This is a genomic window from Klebsiella sp. MBT K-1, assembly GCF_002556465.1.
In the GTDB taxonomy this organism is placed as follows: Bacteria; Pseudomonadota; Gammaproteobacteria; order Enterobacterales; family Enterobacteriaceae; genus Klebsiella; species Klebsiella grimontii.
Genome location: NZ_PDEL01000004.1, coordinates 257,097 through 274,753, shown reverse-complemented (window position 1 = coordinate 274,753; position 17,657 = coordinate 257,097). Strand labels below are relative to the sequence as shown.

Genomic DNA, 17,657 nt, shown 5'->3' with positions numbered 1-17,657 from the left:
CGTCGTCGGCTACCTGGCGGACTTTAAACTAAGAGAGAGCTCTATGAATCCTGAGCGTTCTGAACGCATTGAAATCCCCGTATTGCCGTTGCGCGATGTGGTGGTTTATCCGCACATGGTCATACCCCTGTTTGTAGGGCGGGAAAAATCTATCCGTTGTCTCGAAGCAGCCATGGACCATGATAAAAAAATCATGCTGGTTGCGCAGAAAGAAGCCTCGACGGATGAGCCGGGTGTAAACGATCTTTTCACCGTCGGGACCGTGGCGTCTATTTTGCAAATGCTGAAGCTACCGGACGGTACTGTTAAAGTGCTGGTCGAAGGTTTGCAGCGCGCGCGCATCTCTGCGCTGTCTGATAACGGCGAGCATTTTTCGGCGAAAGCGGAATATCTTGAATCGCCGGCGATTGACGAACGCGAGCAGGAAGTGCTGGTTCGTACCGCTATCAGCCAGTTTGAAGGCTACATCAAGCTGAACAAAAAAATCCCTCCGGAAGTGCTGACGTCGCTCAATAGCATCGACGATCCGGCGCGTCTGGCGGATACCATCGCTGCGCATATGCCGCTGAAGCTGGCGGACAAACAGTCCGTGCTGGAGATGTCCGACGTTAACGAGCGTCTGGAATATCTGATGGCGATGATGGAGTCGGAAATCGATCTGCTGCAGGTGGAGAAGCGTATTCGCAACCGCGTGAAAAAGCAGATGGAGAAATCTCAGCGCGAGTACTATCTGAATGAGCAAATGAAAGCCATTCAAAAAGAGCTCGGCGAGATGGACGACGCCCCGGACGAGAACGAAGCGCTGAAGCGTAAGATCGACGCGGCGAAAATGCCGAAAGAGGCAAAAGAGAAAACCGAAGCGGAACTGCAAAAACTGAAAATGATGTCCCCGATGTCGGCGGAAGCGACCGTCGTTCGCGGCTACATCGACTGGATGGTGCAGGTACCGTGGAACGCTCGCAGCAAGGTTAAAAAAGACCTGCGTCAGGCTCAGGAGATCCTCGATACCGATCACTACGGCCTTGAGCGCGTGAAGGATCGCATTCTTGAGTACCTCGCGGTGCAGAGCCGTGTTAACAAGCTCAAAGGGCCGATCCTGTGCCTGGTTGGGCCTCCGGGGGTAGGTAAAACCTCTCTCGGCCAATCCATCGCCAAAGCAACTGGACGCAAATATGTGCGTATGGCGCTGGGCGGCGTGCGTGATGAAGCGGAAATCCGCGGTCACCGCCGTACCTATATTGGCTCAATGCCGGGCAAACTGATCCAGAAAATGGCTAAAGTGGGCGTTAAAAACCCGCTGTTCTTGCTGGATGAGATCGACAAGATGTCTTCTGACATGCGCGGCGATCCGGCCTCGGCGCTGCTGGAGGTGTTGGATCCGGAACAGAACGTGGCCTTTAACGACCACTATCTGGAAGTGGATTACGATCTCAGCGACGTGATGTTCGTTGCGACCTCTAACTCCATGAACATCCCGGCGCCGCTGCTGGATCGTATGGAAGTGATCCGCCTCTCCGGCTATACCGAAGATGAGAAGCTAAACATCGCCAAACGCCATCTGCTGTCAAAACAGATTGAGCGTAACGCGCTCAAGAAAGGCGAGCTGACGGTGGATGACAGCGCGATTATCGGCATCATTCGCTACTACACCCGTGAAGCGGGCGTGCGTGGTCTGGAGCGTGAAATCTCGAAACTGTGCCGCAAAGCGGTGAAACAGCTGCTGCTGGATAAGTCGCTGAAACACATCGAGATTAACGGCGACAACCTGCACGATTTCCTTGGCGTGCAGCGCTACGACTATGGTCGTGCGGATAGCGAAAACCGCGTAGGTCAGGTGACCGGACTGGCGTGGACGGAAGTGGGCGGCGATCTGCTGACCATTGAAACCGCCTGCGTTCCGGGTAAAGGCAAACTGACCTACACCGGTTCACTGGGTGAAGTCATGCAGGAATCCATCCAGGCGGCGCTGACGGTGGTTCGTTCACGTGCGGATAAGCTGGGTATTAACTCAGACTTTTACGAAAAACGTGATATTCACGTTCACGTGCCGGAAGGCGCTACGCCGAAGGATGGTCCAAGCGCCGGTATCGCGATGTGCACCGCGCTGGTTTCCTGCCTGACGGGTAATCCGGTACGCGCCGACGTGGCGATGACCGGTGAGATTACCCTCCGTGGCCAGGTATTGCCGATTGGTGGTCTGAAGGAAAAACTGTTGGCCGCGCATCGCGGCGGCATTAAGACTGTTCTGATTCCTGATGAAAATAAACGCGACCTTGAAGAAATTCCGGATAACGTTATCGCCGATTTAGATATCCATCCGGTGAAACGAATCGAGGAAGTTCTGGCACTTGCGCTGCAGAACGAACCGTTTGGAATGGAAGTCGTCACGGCAAAATAGTGATTTCGCGCAAATAGCGCTAAGAAAAATAGGGCTGGTAAGTAAATTCGTACTTGCCAGCCTTTTTTTGTGTAGCTAACTTAGATCGCTGGCAGGGGGGTCAATTACAACTCTGTTGTAAGGGCATGACAGTCCTGATATAACTGCTGCGCGGTCGCGCCACGAAGGATTCTGGTGCGATATAAATTATAAAGAGAGGAAGAGAACAGTGAATAAATCTCAACTGATTGACAAAATTGCTGCCGGTGCGGACATTTCTAAAGCCGCAGCTGGACGTGCGTTAGATGCTTTAATCGCTTCTGTTACTGAATCTCTGCAGGCTGGAGATGACGTTGCGCTGGTAGGGTTTGGTACTTTTGCTGTTAAAGAGCGCGCTGCCCGTACTGGTCGCAATCCGCAAACAGGCAAAGAAATCACCATTGCTGCTGCTAAAGTTCCGGGTTTCCGCGCAGGTAAAGCGCTGAAAGACGCGGTAAACTGATCGACTTCCCCACTGGGGTCTGTGACGAAGTACAAGGGCGCATCGCAAGATGTGCCTTTTTTATTTGCCAGAATGCGACTTAATGTGAGTTTATACGCACTTGTGGGCTGACAATCACCCCGTTTTCTTGTCAAAATACGTCCTCACGCGCGGCGGCCATCACATGCTATGCTGCGCGAGCTAAAGTCATCTACAGCGGAGCGTTGTTACACCATGATGGACAACCTACGCACGGCCGCCAACAGCGTCGTGCTCAAGATTATTTTCGGTATCATTATCGTCTCGTTCATTTTGACCGGGGTGAGTGGTTACCTGATTGGCGGTGGCAACAACTATGCCGCAAAAGTTAATGACCAGGAGATTGGTCGCACACAGTTTGAGAATGCCGTTGCCAGCGAGCGTAATCGCATGCAGCAGCAGCTTGGCGACCAGTTCTCAGAGCTGGCGGCTAATGAAAATTACATGAAGACCATGCGTCAGCAGGTGCTGAACCGTCTGATTGACGAAGCGCTGCTCGATCAGTACGCCCGTGAGCTCGGTCTCAATATCAGCGATGACCAGGTCAAGCAGGCGATCTTCCAGACCCAGGCTTTCCAGGCGGATGGCAAATTTGATAACGAGCGCTTCAGCCGTATCGTTAATCAGATGGGGATGACGACGGATCAGTACGCGCAGGCGCTTCGTAATCAGCTGACGACTCAGCAGTTGATCAACGCCGTAGCCGGTACCGACTTTATGCTGCCGGGCGAATCCGACCAGCTGGCGGCGCTGGTTTCTCAACAGCGCGTCGTCCGTGAAGCGACTATCGACGTGAATGCGCTGGCGGCGAAGCAAACCGCTACCGACGATGAAATCAACGCCTTCTACCAGCAGAATCAGGCGCGTTTTATGGCCCCGGAGCAGTTCCGCGTAAGCTATATCAAGATGGACGCTGCGAGCATGCAGGAAAACGCCTCTGACGAAGAAATTCAGTCATGGTACGACCAGCATCAGGATCAGTTCACACAGCCGCAGCGTAACCGCTACAGCATCATCCAGACCAAAACCGAAGCGGATGCTCAGGCGGTGCTTGATGAGCTGAAGAAAGGCGCAGACTTCGCCGCGCTGGCCAAAGAAAAATCAACCGATATCATCTCTGCCCGCAACGGTGGTGATATGGGCTGGCTGGAAGATGCGGCTACCGTGCCGGAGCTGAAAGAGGCCGGTCTGAAAGAAAAAGGCCAGCTATCAGGCGTAATTAAATCTTCCGTCGGTTTCCTGGTGGCGCGTCTGGATGACGTTCAGGCCGCGCAGGTTAAACCGCTGGCTGAGGTTCGCGATGATATCGCGGCGAAAGTGAAGCAGGAAAAAGCGCTGGATGCGTACTACGCGCTGCAGCAGAAAGTGAGCGACGCGGCGAGCAACGATAATGAGTCGCTGGCGGGCGCCGCCCAGGTTGCCGGTCTGAAAGTGGTTGAAACCGGCTGGTTTGGCCGCGACAACCTGCCGCAAGAGCTGAACTTCAAGCCGGTCTCTGAAGCCATCTTCAACGGCGGTCTGGTTGGCGACAACGGCACGCCGGGCAGCAACTCCGATATCATCACCGTTGACGGCGATCGCGCGTTTGTTCTGCGCATCAGCGAGCATAAAGCGGAGGCGGTTAAGCCACTGGCGGATGTGAAAGCGCAGGTGAGCGATATCGTTAAGCGCAACAAAGCGGAACAGCAGGCGAAGCTGGACGCCGATAAGCTGCTGACGGCCCTGAAAGAGGGTAAAGGCGATGAAGCGATGAAAGCCGCGGGCCTGAGCTTTGGCGCGCCGCAGACGCTGTCACGCACCGGTCAGGAAGCGCTGAGCCAGTCAGTCTTTGCGCTACCGCTGCCGCAGTCGGGTAAGCCAAGCTACGGCGTGGGCTCCGATCTGCAGGGCAACGTGGTGCTGCTGGCGCTGGAGGAAGTGAAAGCGGGTACGATGCCGGAAGAGCAGAAAAAAGCGATGATTCAGGGGATCACCCAGAATAACGCCCAGATCGCTTTCGAAGCGCTGATGAGCAACCTGCGTAAAGCGGCCAAAATTAAGGTCGGCGACATTATCGACCAGCAACAATAATTTCGCGCTGCTTCGCAAAAGCAAGTAACGTAATGTAATCCTCAAAGGCTGCTTTCGCGGCCTTTTCCATTTCTGCATTTTGCCTTTTGTACTCTTTTTCCCTCGTCGTTATCGTGCTCTTGCTGTCAACAAACAAGGAGATAACAGCATGAAACGAGGAATGAAATCGCTTATTGCCGCGGTACTGGTTTGCGCGGCGGGGAGTCAGATAGCGCAGGCGGCGCCCTCTGCGGGTAAAGCGTCGGCGACGGTAAAGGAGAGCGTGCAGTCGCCGCAGGCAAAAGCGCCGGATGGGTTAAACGCGGCCGATAGTGAAGGCACCAGGGTGAGTATTAATCACGCCAGCGCGGAGGAGTTGGCTAAGGCGTTGAATGGCGTCGGTCTGAAGAAAGCGCAGGCTATCGTGAGCTATCGCGAAGAGTACGGGCCGTTTAAAACCGTTGACGACCTTAAGCAGGTCCCCGGTATGGGCAACTCGCTGGTAGAGAGAAACCTGTCACATCTGAAGCTGTAAATTTTCAGCGGAAGTTTGCACAGTCGTTATTATTTGCCAGAATGAAGAGGTCACACAAGTGGTGTGACCTCTGACCTCAAAACAACAATTAAAGATAAGGCATTCGCGCTATGCAGACTCAAATCAAAGTTCGCGGCTATCATCTGGATGTATATCAGCACGTCAACAATGCGCGTTATCTGGAGTTTCTCGAAGAGGCGCGCTGGGATGGTCTGGAAAGCAGCCCGGCTTTCCAGTGGATGACCGCGCGCAACATCGCCTTTGTGGTGGTGAATATCAATATCAACTATCGCCGACCGGCGGTTCTGGGCGATGTGTTAACCGTCACCAGCAAGCTCGAAAAGCTCAATGGAAAAAGCGGGACGTTAAGCCAGGTGGTCACCCTCAATCCTAACGGCGAAGTGGTCGCCGATGCGCTTATCACGTTTGTCTGTATCGATCTAAAAACGCAGAAAGCGCTGCCGCTGGAGGGCGAACTGCGGGAGAAGCTGGAGCAGCTTGAGCCTCGTTAACCGGCCAGCCGGAGGGGGATGTCCCGGAGGCGGTGCTGCGCACCTGTCCGGGCTACACGTCCCCAGTAGCCTGCGCTCCGGTAGCCCGGGCAGGCGCATTGCGCCGCCCCCGGGGCGAGGGCGCAGAAAGTTGCACAATTTCCCCGAAGGCGCTGCTGCGTATCTGACCGGGCTCAGCGCCTTCTGCCGCCTGCGATGCCGGGAAATAACCGCTTACTGGAGCCCGGTTTTCTGCTTCATCACCGTTATCACGCCAACCTTATCGCCAAGATAGTGGTTCAGGCCGTTGGCGCGTAGATTACAGGCGGCGCACTGCCCGCAGCCGTCGCCTTTAATGCCGTTATAGCAGGTCAGGGTTTCATGGCGCACCAGCGCTAACTGGCCCCAGTAATCGGCTAAGGCCCAGGTCTCGGCTTTGTTAAGCCACATCAGCGGCGTCTCGAAGCGAATATCTTTCGCCATTCCGAGGCTGACGGCATGGTGCAGCGCTTTCACGAACTCGTCGCGGCAGTCCGGGTAGCCCGAAAAATCGGTCTCGCAAACGCCGGTGATAATCGCTTCCGCCTTAACCTGATACGCGTAAATCGCCGTCAGGGTTAAAAACAGAATGTTGCGGCCGGGGACAAAAGTATTGGGGATACCGCTGGCGTCCGGCTCGTAATCCGGAACCGGAATGCTATCGCGGGTCAGGCTGCTGACCGCCAGTTCGTTAAGCAGCGTGACATCAAGGATCTTATGGGCGACGGCCCCCAGCTTCAGCGCCAGTTCGCGAGCAACGTCAATCTCCGCGCGGTGGCGTTGGCCATAATCAAAAGTGACGCAATGCACTTCATCATACTGTTGCAGAGCCTGCACCAGGCAGGTCGTCGAATCTTGTCCTCCGCTGAAGACAACTACGGCGCGTTTCATGATAATTCCTGACAATCGAAGTGAAGCGCATATGGTAGCGCCTGATGGGCGCGACCACCAGCTCTGTCACGGCGCTGAGGCCGGTAGCCAGGCGCTGGCGAAGTCAAACCAGCCTCGAGCGTTGAGGCGTAGCCCGTTAACCCCCGGCGGCGCGCTGATGCGATAATTATAATTGAACAGCGGCGTCATGATGGCATCATCCATCAGTCTGTTAAAGACGTTGCGCAAAGCTTCGCTGCGGCTGCGTTCGTCCGGTAGGGCCTGAACGGCATCCAGCGTCGCCTGAAGATGCGCATATTGCGCCCCGGTCAACAAATTAGGCCACAGCGCGTCGCAGCGTAGCCACTGCTCCAGAGCATAGACCGGCGCTTCGCCGATCAGGCGGTCACCCATCATCAGGTCTGCCTTCGCAAAGTGCCCGCAGCCATCCCAGTTTTTTGCATCATGAAAAATAATCGTCAGCTCGCAGCCCAGCTCTGCCAGTCGTTGCCGAAGCTGCTCCGCCATGGCGTGTAGCTCTACGGGAAGGTGATAGAGCAGGGTAAGCCGTTCAGGCAGAGGGGTATCATAATTTTCAGGCCCCTGCGGAATAGACCAGCCCGGCAATATTTCATTGCTTGGCGCGATCAGATCCTCATCCAGCGGCAGGGTTTCTAACAGGGTGGAGCGATGAATCAGCGAGACCAGCCTTTGCGCCTGCGCTTTGTTAAGACGAGGGCTCTGGCGCAGCGTCAGATAGCAAAAACCGAGGCTAATACTGTTGCTGACCTGACGTAGCCTGGTCAGCTCGTCAGGATCGCCAATGGTTATCTGTACCGGATGACGACAGCTGGTGCCCAGATCCTGCTCGAACAGCTGCGGCGTTATCCAGTATTCCACGGCCTGCAGCAGCGGGTGAGTGAGATGATAGCGCTGATGGTTTTCCAGCCGCACCAGTTCCGGGGTAAATAACTTTAGCCGAAAGGGTCCGCTACCGATCGCCGGATCGTCCGGATGCGCCAGCACGCTGCAGTAGCTGGCAAGGCGGAACGGTAGCCAGTAATCCGCGCGGTGCAGGGTGATGGTCAGACATTGCGAGTGGGTGACGTTAATCTCGCTAATACTGGCGAACAGCGTACGCAGCGCGGGTAGCTGCAGCAGCATCAAAAGCCGCTGCTGCAGCTGTGAGGTCTTAATTGGATCGCCGTTATGCCAGAACAGGGTTGAACGAATATAAAAATGCCAGCGCAGACCGTCCGGCGATACTTCCCAGTGATGGGCTAAATCGCCTATCGGACAGGTACTGTGCGCATCGAATCGGGTCAGGCCGGAAAATATCTCCCCGGCCAGGTGCTGCTCCGCGCGTCCCGGCATAAAACCCGGGCGCAGCGGCTCCAGCGGACGGTAGTAAGGAATACGCAGGGTAGGCGTATCGTTCTGCCATTGGCCGCCGAGAAAGGGGGAAAGCAGCGCTTTAAGCTCTACAGGCGCCAGCTGCGCCAGTTCGAGGGCGTTCTGCTGCTGTCCTTTACTTAGCGCCTGCTCCATCATTTCATTGCGCAGCGTTTCCGGTGCTTTGTAAAACTGGAGTAGCCCGCGCTTTCCGCGACCGGAGCTGGCCTGCCAGCGTAGCCAGCCGGATTCTTGCGCCTGGCGCAGCAGGGTACGGATATGGCGTTCGCTGCAAAAGCAGCGCTCCGCCAGCTCGCCGACGGTAACCTGCTGCGGCTCGCCCGAGGAGGGTTCCCAGAGCCGCTGGTACTGATGGAGACGGTTTAATAGCCTCATATCTGTTTAATCCTGCGCTATATCCGTAAACCCGGAACAATAAAATTCATCTATTCACTATTACTTCCGTATATCTCAGGCAATACTGCAACACAAGCAAAATCCACCACCACTGGGGAGCAGGAGATGGCAAGACTGGCTGCATTTGATATGGACGGTACGCTACTGATGCCGGACCATCGTCTGGGAGAAAAAACGCTGTCGACGCTAAAACGTCTGCGCGATCGCGATATCACCCTGACTTTCGCCACCGGTCGCCATGCTCTGGAGATGCGCCACGTTATTGGCGAGTTTTCTCTGGACGCGTTTTTAATTACCGGCAACGGGACGCGCATTCACTCTCTGGAAGGCGAAGAGCTGTATCGCCGCGATCTGGCCCCCGATGTGGCGGAAGAGGTGCTGCACAGCGCATGGGAAACCTCAGCCAGTATGCATTTTTTCAACGACGGCGGCTGGTACACCGGGCAGGAGATTCCCGAAATATTGAAAGCGCATGTTTTTAGCGGTTTTCGCTACCAGTTGTACGATCCTAAGCGGATGCCGGCGCATCAGGTTACGAAAATCTGCTTCTGCGGCGATCATGACGATCTGCGGCGGCTGCGGATCCAGCTGAATGAAGCGCTCGGCGGCCGGGCGGATCTCTGTTTTTCAGCGATGGATTGTCTCGAAGTTTTGCCCGGCGGCTGTAACAAAGGCGCGGCGCTGGCGGTACTAAGCCAGCATCTTGGCCTGACGTTACAGGATTGCATGGCGTTCGGTGACGCCATGAACGACCGGGAAATGCTCGGCAGCGTTGGCCGTGGGGTGATTATGGGCAATGCGATGCCTCAGCTGAAAATTGAACTTCCGCATCTACCGGTTATTGGCGACTGCCGTCATCAGGCCGTTTCCCACTTTTTGACTCATTGGCTGGATAATCCTGATCTTCCTTATTCCCCCGAATAAAGAGACCCTGCCAGCAAGCCAGATATCCCGTGATATTCTGGCTTTTTTTATTTTGCGCGCAGCATTTCGGCGATCTGCGCCTGCCACGGGGAAATATCGCCGATATTGGCCGCAACCCACTGCGGGTTGTAGTAGGTCTCCAGATAACGTTCACCGCTGTCGCACAGCAGCGTGACAATAGAGCCGGAGCGCCCCTCTTCGCGCATCCGCACGGCCAGCTGCAGTACGCCCCACATATTGGTGCCGGTTGATGCGCCGACCTTACGCCCGAGCAGCGTTTCCAGCCATAGGGCGGTGGCGACGCTGGCGGCATCCGGTACCCGCAGCATCTCATCGACCACATCGGGAATAAATGAAGGTTCGACGCGCGGGCGGCCAATGCCCTCAATTTTGCTACCGACCGGGCTGCGCAGGCTGGCGTCGCGGCTTTGCCAGTAGTCCAAAAATACTGAGTTTTGTGGGTCAACCACCAGCAGCTGCGTATCGTAACCCTGACTGCGAATATAGCGGCCGATGGTTGCTGAGGTACCGCCGGTGCCCGCGCTCATCACGATATGCGACGGCTGCGGGTGCGGCTCATGGCTCATCTGGCGGAAGATACTGTCGGCGATATTATTGTTTCCCCGCCAGTCGGTCGCCCGTTCGGCAAAGGTAAACTGATCCATATAATGCCCGTTCAGCTCGCGCGCCAGGGTTTCGGAGGCGGCATAGATTTCGCAGGCGCTATCGACAAAATGACAGCGGCCGCCGTAGAACTCAATTTGTTCAATTTTACGTTTTGCCGTACAGGAAGGCATCACGGCGATAAACGGCAGGCCTAACAGACGGGCGAAGTAGGCTTCAGAGACGGCGGTTGAACCCGAAGAGGATTCAATAATCGTCGTCCCTTCTTTAATCCAGCCGTTGCACAGACCATAGAGGAACAGCGAGCGGGCCAGGCGATGCTTCAGGCTACCGGTTGGATGGGTGCTTTCATCTTTCAGATAGAGCTGGATCCCAGGGAACTCCGGGAGCGCCAGACGAATCAGGTGCGTATCGGCGGAACGCTGATAATCGGCATTAATTTCACTAATCGCGTGTTTTATCCAGGCGCTGTTCATCTCTGTTTCCTGTTTGTCATTTTGTGCCCAGCTTAGCGGAATTCGAAGGAAAAATTGTTGCCATTTAGCCTTTCAATTACAATGAATGGAGTAAATTTTTCTCCTGAGGTGAGTAATGTTAGATAAAATTGACCGTAAGCTGCTTTCTTTACTGCAAACCGACTGTACCCTCTCTTTGCAGGCGCTGGCTGATGCCGTTAATCTGACCACCACGCCCTGCTGGAAGCGCCTGAAGCGTCTGGAAGACGAAGGTATCCTGCGCGGGCGAGTCGCTCTGCTGGATGCGGAAAAGGTCGGACTTGGGCTGACGGCGTTTGTGCTGATTAAGACTCAGCACCACAGTAGCGACTGGTATTGCCGCTTCGTCAGCGAGGTCACCCAGATGGCGGAGGTTCTCGGTTTCTGGCGTATGGCGGGGGAGTATGACTACCTGCTGCGGGTCCAGGTTGCGGATATGAAAAACTACGATGATTTTTATAAACGCCTGGTAAACAGCGTACCGGGGCTCTCGGATGTCACTTCGAGTTTTGCCATGGAACAGATAAAATACACGACAGCCTTGCCGATTGATTAACGGCATCAGCCGCTACGAATTACACACTCAGGATTTAACTGCTTGCGATTATTTGCTCAACTTAGCTGGTATTTCCGCCGGGAGTGGCGCCGTTACCTCGGCGCTATTGCTCTGCTGATTGTCATTGCCATCCTGCAACTGGTGCCGCCAAAGGTGGTGGGCATCGTGGTTGATGGCGTCACAAAACAACATTACACCGCGGAAAAGGTGTGGATGTGGATTGGCCTGCTGGTCGTTATTGCGGTGATGGTCTATCTGCTGCGCTATGTCTGGCGCGTGCTGCTTTTCGGCGCCTCTTATCAGCTAGCCGTCGAACTGCGTGAGGATTTCTATCGCCAGCTCAGCCGCCAGCATCCGGCCTTTTACCTGCGCCACCGTACCGGCGATCTGATCGCGCGGGCGACCAACGACGTGGATCGGGTGGTGTTCGCCGCTGGCGAAGGGGTGTTAACGCTGGTGGACTCCCTGGTGATGGGCTGCGCGGTGCTGATTGTTATGTCGACGCAAATCAGCTGGCAGTTAACCCTGCTGGCGCTGCTGCCGATGCCGCTGATGGCGCTGGCGATCAAGCGTAACGGCGATGCATTACATGAGCGTTTTCGCGTCGCTCAGGCGGCGTTCTCCAGCCTCAACGACCGCACCCAGGAGAGCCTCACCAGCATCCGCATGATCAAAGCCTTTGGTCTCGAAGATCGACAGTCGGCGCTTTTTGCCGCCGATGCCGCGGATACCGGCGCAAAAAATATGCGCGTGGCGCGCATCGACGCGCGCTTCGACCCGACGATTTATATCGCCATCGGTACTGCTAACCTGCTGGCCATCGGCGGCGGCAGCTGGATGGTGATCCAGGGCAGCCTGACCCTGGGGCAGCTCACCAGCTTTGTGATGTACCTCGGCCTGATGATTTGGCCGATGCTGGCGTTGGCGTGGATGTTTAACATCGTTGAGCGCGGTAGCGCGGCCTATGCGCGCATTCGCACCATGCTGGAAGAGGCGCCGGTGGTGAACGACGGCAGCGAGCCGACGCCGGAAGGCCGCGGTACGCTCAGCGTCGCCGTGCGCGAGTTTATCTATCCGCAGGCGAATAAGGCTTCGCTGGAAAAGGTCAATTTTACGCTACAGCCCGGGCAGATGCTGGGGATTTGCGGGCCGACCGGCTCCGGCAAGAGCACCATTCTGGCGCTGATTCAGCGCCACTTTGACGTGACTGAAGGCGATATCCGCTTCCATGACGTTCCCCTGACCCGGCTACAGCTCGATAGCTGGCGCGCCCGTCTGGCGGTGGTTAATCAGACACCGTTCCTGTTCTCCGATACCGTCGCCAGCAACATCGCCCTTGGTAAACCGGATGCTACGCAGGAGCAAATCGAACACGTTGCGCGGCTTGCCAGCGTTCATGAGGATATCCTGCGCCTGCCGCAGGGATATAACACCGAAGTCGGCGAGCGCGGCGTGATGCTTTCCGGCGGGCAAAAGCAGCGAATTTCCATCGCCCGCGCGCTGCTGCTGGAGGCGGAGATTCTGATCCTTGATGATGCCCTGTCGGCGGTAGATGGCAGAACGGAGCACCAGATTTTGCATAACCTGCGGCAGTGGGGAGAAGGGCGGACGGTGATCATTAGCGCCCATCGCCTGTCGGCGTTGACCGAGGCCAGCGAAATTCTGGTGATGCAGCACGGGCACATTGCCCAGCGCGGTCGCCATGAGGCTCTGGCGGCGCAGCCGGGATGGTATCGGGACATGTACCGTTATCAGCAGCTGGAAGCGGCGCTGGATGATGTCCCGCAGGAAGATGAGGAGGTCGCCGGTGCGTAGTTTCACTGAACTCTGGCCGACGTTAAAGCGCCTGCTGGCCTACGGCTCCCCGTGGCGTAAACCGCTGATGATTGCCGTTGCCATCATGTGGGTTGCGGCGGTGGCTGAAGTCAGCGGCCCGCTGCTGATCAGCTATTTCATCGACAATATGGTGGCGAAGAACTCGCTGCCGTTGAAACTGGTCTGCGGCCTCGCCGTGGCCTATATCGGCCTGCAACTCCTTGCCGCTGGCCTGCATTACTGCCAGGCGCTGCTGTTTAATCGCGCGGCGGTCGGCGTGGTGCAGCAGCTGCGCAGCGATGTAATGGATGCCGCGCTGCGCCAGCCGCTCAGCGAGTTTGATACGCAGCCGGTCGGGCAGCTCATCTCACGGGTGACCAACGATACCGAAGTCATTCGTGACCTGTACGTGACCGTGGTGGCCACCGTACTGCGTAGCGCCGCTTTGATTGGCGCGATGCTGGTGGCGATGTTCAGCCTTGACTGGCGGATGGCGCTGGTGGCTATCGCTATTTTCCCGGCGGTGCTGATCGTGATGATGATTTATCAGCGCTACAGCACGCCCATCGTCAGGCGGGTCCGCGCCTGGCTGGCGGATATCAACGATGGTTTTAATGAAGTGATTAACGGCATGGGCGTTATCCAGCAGTTCCGCCAGCAGGCGCGGTTCGGCGAGCGGATGCGCGAGGCCAGCTACGCCCACTATCTGGCGCGTATGCAAACTCTGCGTCTTGATGGCTTCCTGCTGCGTCCGCTGCTGAGCCTGTTCTCTTCATTAATTCTCTGCGGCCTGCTGATGCTGTTTGGTTTCAGCAGCAGCGGAACGATCGAAGTCGGGGTGCTCTACGCCTTTATTAGCTACCTTGGGCGACTGAACGAGCCGCTGATCGAGCTGACCACCCAGCAGTCAATGCTGCAGCAGGCGGTCGTCGCGGGCGAGCGCGTCTTCGAGCTGATGGATAAACCGCGTCAGGCGTGGGGTGAAGATAGCGAGCCGCTGCGCAGCGGAGCAATTAGCATCGATCATCTCTCTTTTGCCTACCGCGACGATAGCCTGGTGTTGCAGGATATTAATCTCGATATCCCGTCCCGCAGCTTTGTGGCGCTGGTTGGCCATACCGGGAGCGGTAAAAGCACCCTGGCCAGCCTGATGATGGGCTACTACCCGTTAACTCAGGGAGAGATTCGCATCGATGGTCGTCCGCTTTCTTCCTTAAGCCACAGCGCGCTGCGTCAGGGGATTGCGATGGTGCAGCAGGATCCGGTGGTGCTGGCTGATACCTTCTATGCCAACGTTACTCTCGGTCGCGACATCAGCGAAGAGCAGGTCTGGGAGGCGCTGGAAGCGGTCCAGCTGGCAGATCTGGCCCGTGAAATGGAAAACGGGATTTATACGCAACTGGGCGAGCAGGGGAATAACCTCTCCGTTGGCCAGAAACAGCTGCTGGCGCTGGCGCGGGTACTGGTCGATACGCCGCAGGTGCTGATTCTTGATGAGGCGACGGCCAATATTGATTCCGGTACCGAGCAGGCGATTCAGCAGGCTCTGGCCCGGGTGCGCGAGCACACGACGCTGGTGGTGATTGCGCATCGCCTATCGACCATCGTCGAGGCCGATACGATCCTGGTGCTGCACCGCGGTCAGGCCGTAGAGCGCGGAAACCATCAGCAGCTGCTGGCGGCCAAAGGCCGCTACTGGCAGATGTATCAGCTGCAGCTGGTTGGCGAAGAGCTGGCGGCCAGCACGCAGGAAGAGTCGCTGATCGCCTGATGCACCATAATCAGGCAGTCGCGATCCCGCGGCCTGAGGTGGTGCAAAAAAGTCACATATCGCGCACTGAAATGGTGCGGTTTTAGCCGAAAGAGCCAGTTTGCCGCTTCGTTTCCGGCGAATTCTTCACCTTCTCCCTCAAAAAGGGCCGCCTGGCGGTCCTTTTTCATTTCTGGCATAGCCCTTGCTTTAGTAGATACGTGTTAGCTGCGGCCATTACCGAATTCTGACTGGAGGGGACTTATGAAGCTGGTTACCGTGGTAATCAAACCATTCAAACTGGAAGATGTGCGTGAAGCATTATCTTCAATGGGTATTCAGGGCCTGACGGTCACTGAAGTTAAAGGGTTCGGCCGTCAGAAAGGCCACGCGGAGCTCTATCGCGGCGCCGAATACAGCGTCAATTTTCTACCGAAAGTGAAGATTGATGTCGCGATTGCCGACGATCAGCTGGACGAAGTCGTCGATGTCATCAGTAAAGCGGCGTACACCGGAAAGATTGGCGACGGCAAAATCTTTGTCGCCGAGCTGCAGCGCGTGATTCGCATCCGTACCGGCGAATCTGACGAAGCGGCACTGTAACTTTCAGACCACACAGTGATGGGGAACGAAACAATGAAGATAGCAACAATGAAAACAGGTCTGGGAGCGTTGGCTCTTCTTCCGGGACTGGCGATGGCCGCACCGGCGGTAGCGGATAAAGCCGACAACGCTTTTATGATGATTTGCACCGCGCTGGTGCTGTTTATGTCGATTCCTGGCATCGCGCTGTTCTACGGCGGGCTGATCCGCGGTAAAAACGTTCTCTCCATGCTGACTCAGGTGATCGTGACTTTTGCGCTGGTCTGCGTGCTGTGGGTGGTTTATGGCTACACGCTGGCCTTCGGCGCTGGCGGCAGCTTCTTCGGCAACTTCGACTGGGTACTGCTGAAAAACATTGAACTGAAAGCGCTGATGGGAAGCTTCTATCAGTACATCCACGTTGCCTTCCAGGGCTCCTTCGCCTGTATTACCGTTGGTCTGATCGTCGGTGCGCTGGCGGAACGCATTCGCTTCTCGGCGGTACTGATTTTCGTCGTGGTATGGATGACGCTCTCTTATGTGCCGATTGCGCACATGGTATGGGGCGGCGGTCTGTTGGCCACGCACGGCGCGCTTGATTTCGCCGGCGGTACGGTGGTTCACATCAACGCCGCGGTAGCGGGGCTGGTGGGTGCCTATATGATGGGCAAACGCGTTGGCTTTGGTAAAGAAGCGTTCAAACCGCATAACCTGCCGATGGTATTCACCGGCACCGCGATCCTCTACGTTGGCTGGTTCGGCTTTAACGCCGGTTCAGCCAGCGCGGCGAACGAAATTGCCGGTCTGGCGTTCGTTAATACCGTGGTGGCAACGGCGGCAGCTATCCTGGCGTGGACCTTCGGCGAGTGGGCAACCCGCGGTAAACCATCTCTGCTGGGCGCCTGTTCAGGTGCGATTGCCGGGCTGGTCGGCATCACTCCGGCATGCGGCTACATCGGCGTCGGCGGCTCTCTGATTGTCGGTATCGCTGCGGGCCTGGCGGGACTGTGGGGCGTCACCGTACTGAAACGCTGGCTGCGCGTTGATGACCCATGCGATGTGTTTGGCGTCCACGGCGTCTGCGGTATCGTAGGCTGCATCCTGACCGGTATCTTCGCCGCGACGTCTCTGGGCGGCGTCGGTTACGCGGAAGGCGTCACCATGGGCCATCAGGTTCTGGTACAGCTGGAAAGCATCGGTATCACCATCGTCTGGTCCGGCGTCGTCGCCTTCATTGGTTACAAAGTTGCCGATATGACCGTTGGCCTGCGCGTACCGGAAGATCAAGAGCGTGAAGGGCTGGACGTAAACAGCCACGGCGAAAACGCCTACAACGCCTGATTAATCGTTATCTTTAATCGACAAAAAGCGGAGCCTGGCTCCGCTTTTCCATGGTTAGCTAATCGACTGGATCCACGGCAATAGCGTTGAGACCCACAGCCATGAGAGAGGCATGACGATGATCAGTCCCGGAAGTAGATTCGCTACCGGGAAGGATTTAATACCGCAGATCCGCAATCCCGTCACAAACATAATAAAACCGCCAAGCCCGGAGAAATCAGCAACCATTTCTGGCGTTAGCATTGGCATGATTGATTGCCCGATGAACAGCAGAATCATCTGGACGATAAATTGCGGGATCGCGATAGTCGCGACCGAAAGGCCAAGCAGGGTGGCAAAAATACCGGCGGTCAGGATATCGAGGAATGATTTGGTTAACAGGATGGATATGTCTCCGGTTATCCCTTCCTGCATGGCGCCAAATATGCCCGTTCCCGAGGCCACGAACAGCACCAGAATCCCCACGAATTTATCGAGATACTCCTCTTGTGATAATGTGCTGCCGCTTTTTTGCGGGGCAATTTTATCGATAATAAAACGTAATTTAGATGCGCCGCGGCCAATATTTTTCTCGATAGAAAATATTTCACCGATAATAGCGCCGAAGAGTAATGACGCGACGACTACGGGCAGCGCGTGTAATTTAATGATGACCGTTATTCCCATTCCCATGGAGGCCGCACCAAAAGTCAGAGGTAGCGCAGTACGGAATTTTTCACTTAAGCGATCGCCAATTAAGCCGCCGACGATCCCGCCGATAAGCGTTGAAGTGGAGTTAATGATTGGCCCAATCATTGTTTTACCTTATTGATATTTTCAAAGTATCTATTTTTGTTATGAGTCCACGAACGGACCCGCTATTCGGCGGGCTCTGCGGATAA

The 17,657-nt window shown here is 56.1% G+C and carries 15 protein-coding genes; 11 read left to right on the top strand and 4 right to left on the bottom strand.

Translation table 11 applies throughout. The features are described 5' to 3' along the window. Positions 1-43 precede the first annotated feature (43 nt). From lon to CMQ96_RS07880, 5 genes are all read left to right on the top strand, one after another. Positions 44-2,398, top strand: coding sequence for an endopeptidase La (gene lon, locus CMQ96_RS07905; protein ID WP_004099539.1), 2,355 nt, complete (start codon positions 44-46; stop codon positions 2,396-2,398). Between the two features lie 208 nt (positions 2,399-2,606). Continuing rightward, the gene (gene hupB / locus CMQ96_RS07900; protein WP_002444653.1) at positions 2,607-2,879 is read left to right on the top strand and encodes a nucleoid-associated protein HU-beta; all 273 of its coding nucleotides are present in this window, start codon (positions 2,607-2,609) and stop codon (positions 2,877-2,879) included. A gap of 213 nt (positions 2,880-3,092) precedes the next feature. Then, a complete protein-coding gene (gene ppiD / locus CMQ96_RS07895; protein WP_049086560.1) occupies positions 3,093-4,967 on the top strand; it encodes a peptidylprolyl isomerase in 1,875 nt (624 codons plus the stop codon). Positions 4,968-5,115: 148 nt separating this feature from the next. Further along, entirely contained in the window at positions 5,116-5,481 is a 366-nt protein-coding gene (locus tag CMQ96_RS07885; protein ID WP_024359043.1) for a helix-hairpin-helix domain-containing protein, read from the top strand. A gap of 110 nt (positions 5,482-5,591) precedes the next feature. Next, a complete protein-coding gene (locus CMQ96_RS07880) occupies positions 5,592-5,993 on the top strand; it encodes a YbgC/FadM family acyl-CoA thioesterase (protein WP_004135982.1) in 402 nt (133 codons plus the stop codon). Between the two features lie 213 nt (positions 5,994-6,206). On the opposite strand, the gene queC is transcribed toward CMQ96_RS07880, so the two are convergent. Both queC and CMQ96_RS07870 read right to left on the bottom strand, forming a co-directional pair. After that, on the bottom strand, positions 6,207-6,902 hold the full coding sequence (queC, locus tag CMQ96_RS07875) for a 7-cyano-7-deazaguanine synthase QueC (protein WP_049086559.1): 696 nt from the start codon (positions 6,900-6,902) through the stop codon (positions 6,207-6,209). Positions 6,903-6,968: 66 nt separating this feature from the next. Beyond that, entirely contained in the window at positions 6,969-8,669 is a 1,701-nt protein-coding gene (locus CMQ96_RS07870) for an SgrR family transcriptional regulator (protein WP_024359041.1), read from the bottom strand. Positions 8,670-8,795: 126 nt separating this feature from the next. Between CMQ96_RS07870 and cof the strand changes: the two genes are divergently transcribed. Further along, positions 8,796-9,614 (top strand): HMP-PP phosphatase, encoded by an 819-nt coding sequence (cof, locus tag CMQ96_RS07865; protein WP_024359040.1) that lies wholly within the window; start codon positions 8,796-8,798, stop codon positions 9,612-9,614. A 47-nt stretch (positions 9,615-9,661) separates the two neighbouring features. Here the strand turns inward: cof and CMQ96_RS07860 are convergent, their stop codons facing one another. Next, entirely contained in the window at positions 9,662-10,714 is a 1,053-nt protein-coding gene (locus CMQ96_RS07860) for a PLP-dependent cysteine synthase family protein (protein ID WP_024359039.1), read from the bottom strand. 115 nt (positions 10,715-10,829) lie between these two features. On the opposite strand from CMQ96_RS07860, the gene CMQ96_RS07855 reads away from it, so the two are divergent. From CMQ96_RS07855 to amtB, 5 genes are all read left to right on the top strand, one after another. Beyond that, a complete protein-coding gene (locus CMQ96_RS07855) occupies positions 10,830-11,288 on the top strand; it encodes an Lrp/AsnC family transcriptional regulator (RefSeq protein WP_004135994.1) in 459 nt (152 codons plus the stop codon). 42 nt (positions 11,289-11,330) lie between these two features. Next, the gene (locus CMQ96_RS07850; RefSeq protein ID WP_024359038.1) at positions 11,331-13,103 is read left to right on the top strand and encodes a SmdA family multidrug ABC transporter permease/ATP-binding protein; all 1,773 of its coding nucleotides are present in this window, start codon (positions 11,331-11,333) and stop codon (positions 13,101-13,103) included. Beyond that, the gene (locus CMQ96_RS07845) at positions 13,096-14,874 is read left to right on the top strand and encodes a SmdB family multidrug efflux ABC transporter permease/ATP-binding protein (protein WP_004135998.1); all 1,779 of its coding nucleotides are present in this window, start codon (positions 13,096-13,098) and stop codon (positions 14,872-14,874) included. Before CMQ96_RS07850 ends, CMQ96_RS07845 begins: the two co-directional genes overlap by 8 nt. A gap of 243 nt (positions 14,875-15,117) precedes the next feature. Further along, a complete protein-coding gene (glnK, locus tag CMQ96_RS07835) occupies positions 15,118-15,456 on the top strand; it encodes a P-II family nitrogen regulator (protein ID WP_004099573.1) in 339 nt (112 codons plus the stop codon). Between the two features lie 33 nt (positions 15,457-15,489). Then, positions 15,490-16,776 (top strand): ammonium transporter AmtB, encoded by a 1,287-nt coding sequence (gene amtB / locus CMQ96_RS07830; RefSeq protein ID WP_004129846.1) that lies wholly within the window; start codon positions 15,490-15,492, stop codon positions 16,774-16,776. A gap of 54 nt (positions 16,777-16,830) precedes the next feature. Here the strand turns inward: amtB and CMQ96_RS07825 are convergent, their stop codons facing one another. Continuing rightward, positions 16,831-17,571, bottom strand: a complete 741-nt coding sequence (locus CMQ96_RS07825; RefSeq protein ID WP_004136002.1) for a DUF554 domain-containing protein — start codon at positions 17,569-17,571, stop codon at positions 16,831-16,833. Between the last annotated feature and the right edge of the window lie 86 nt (positions 17,572-17,657).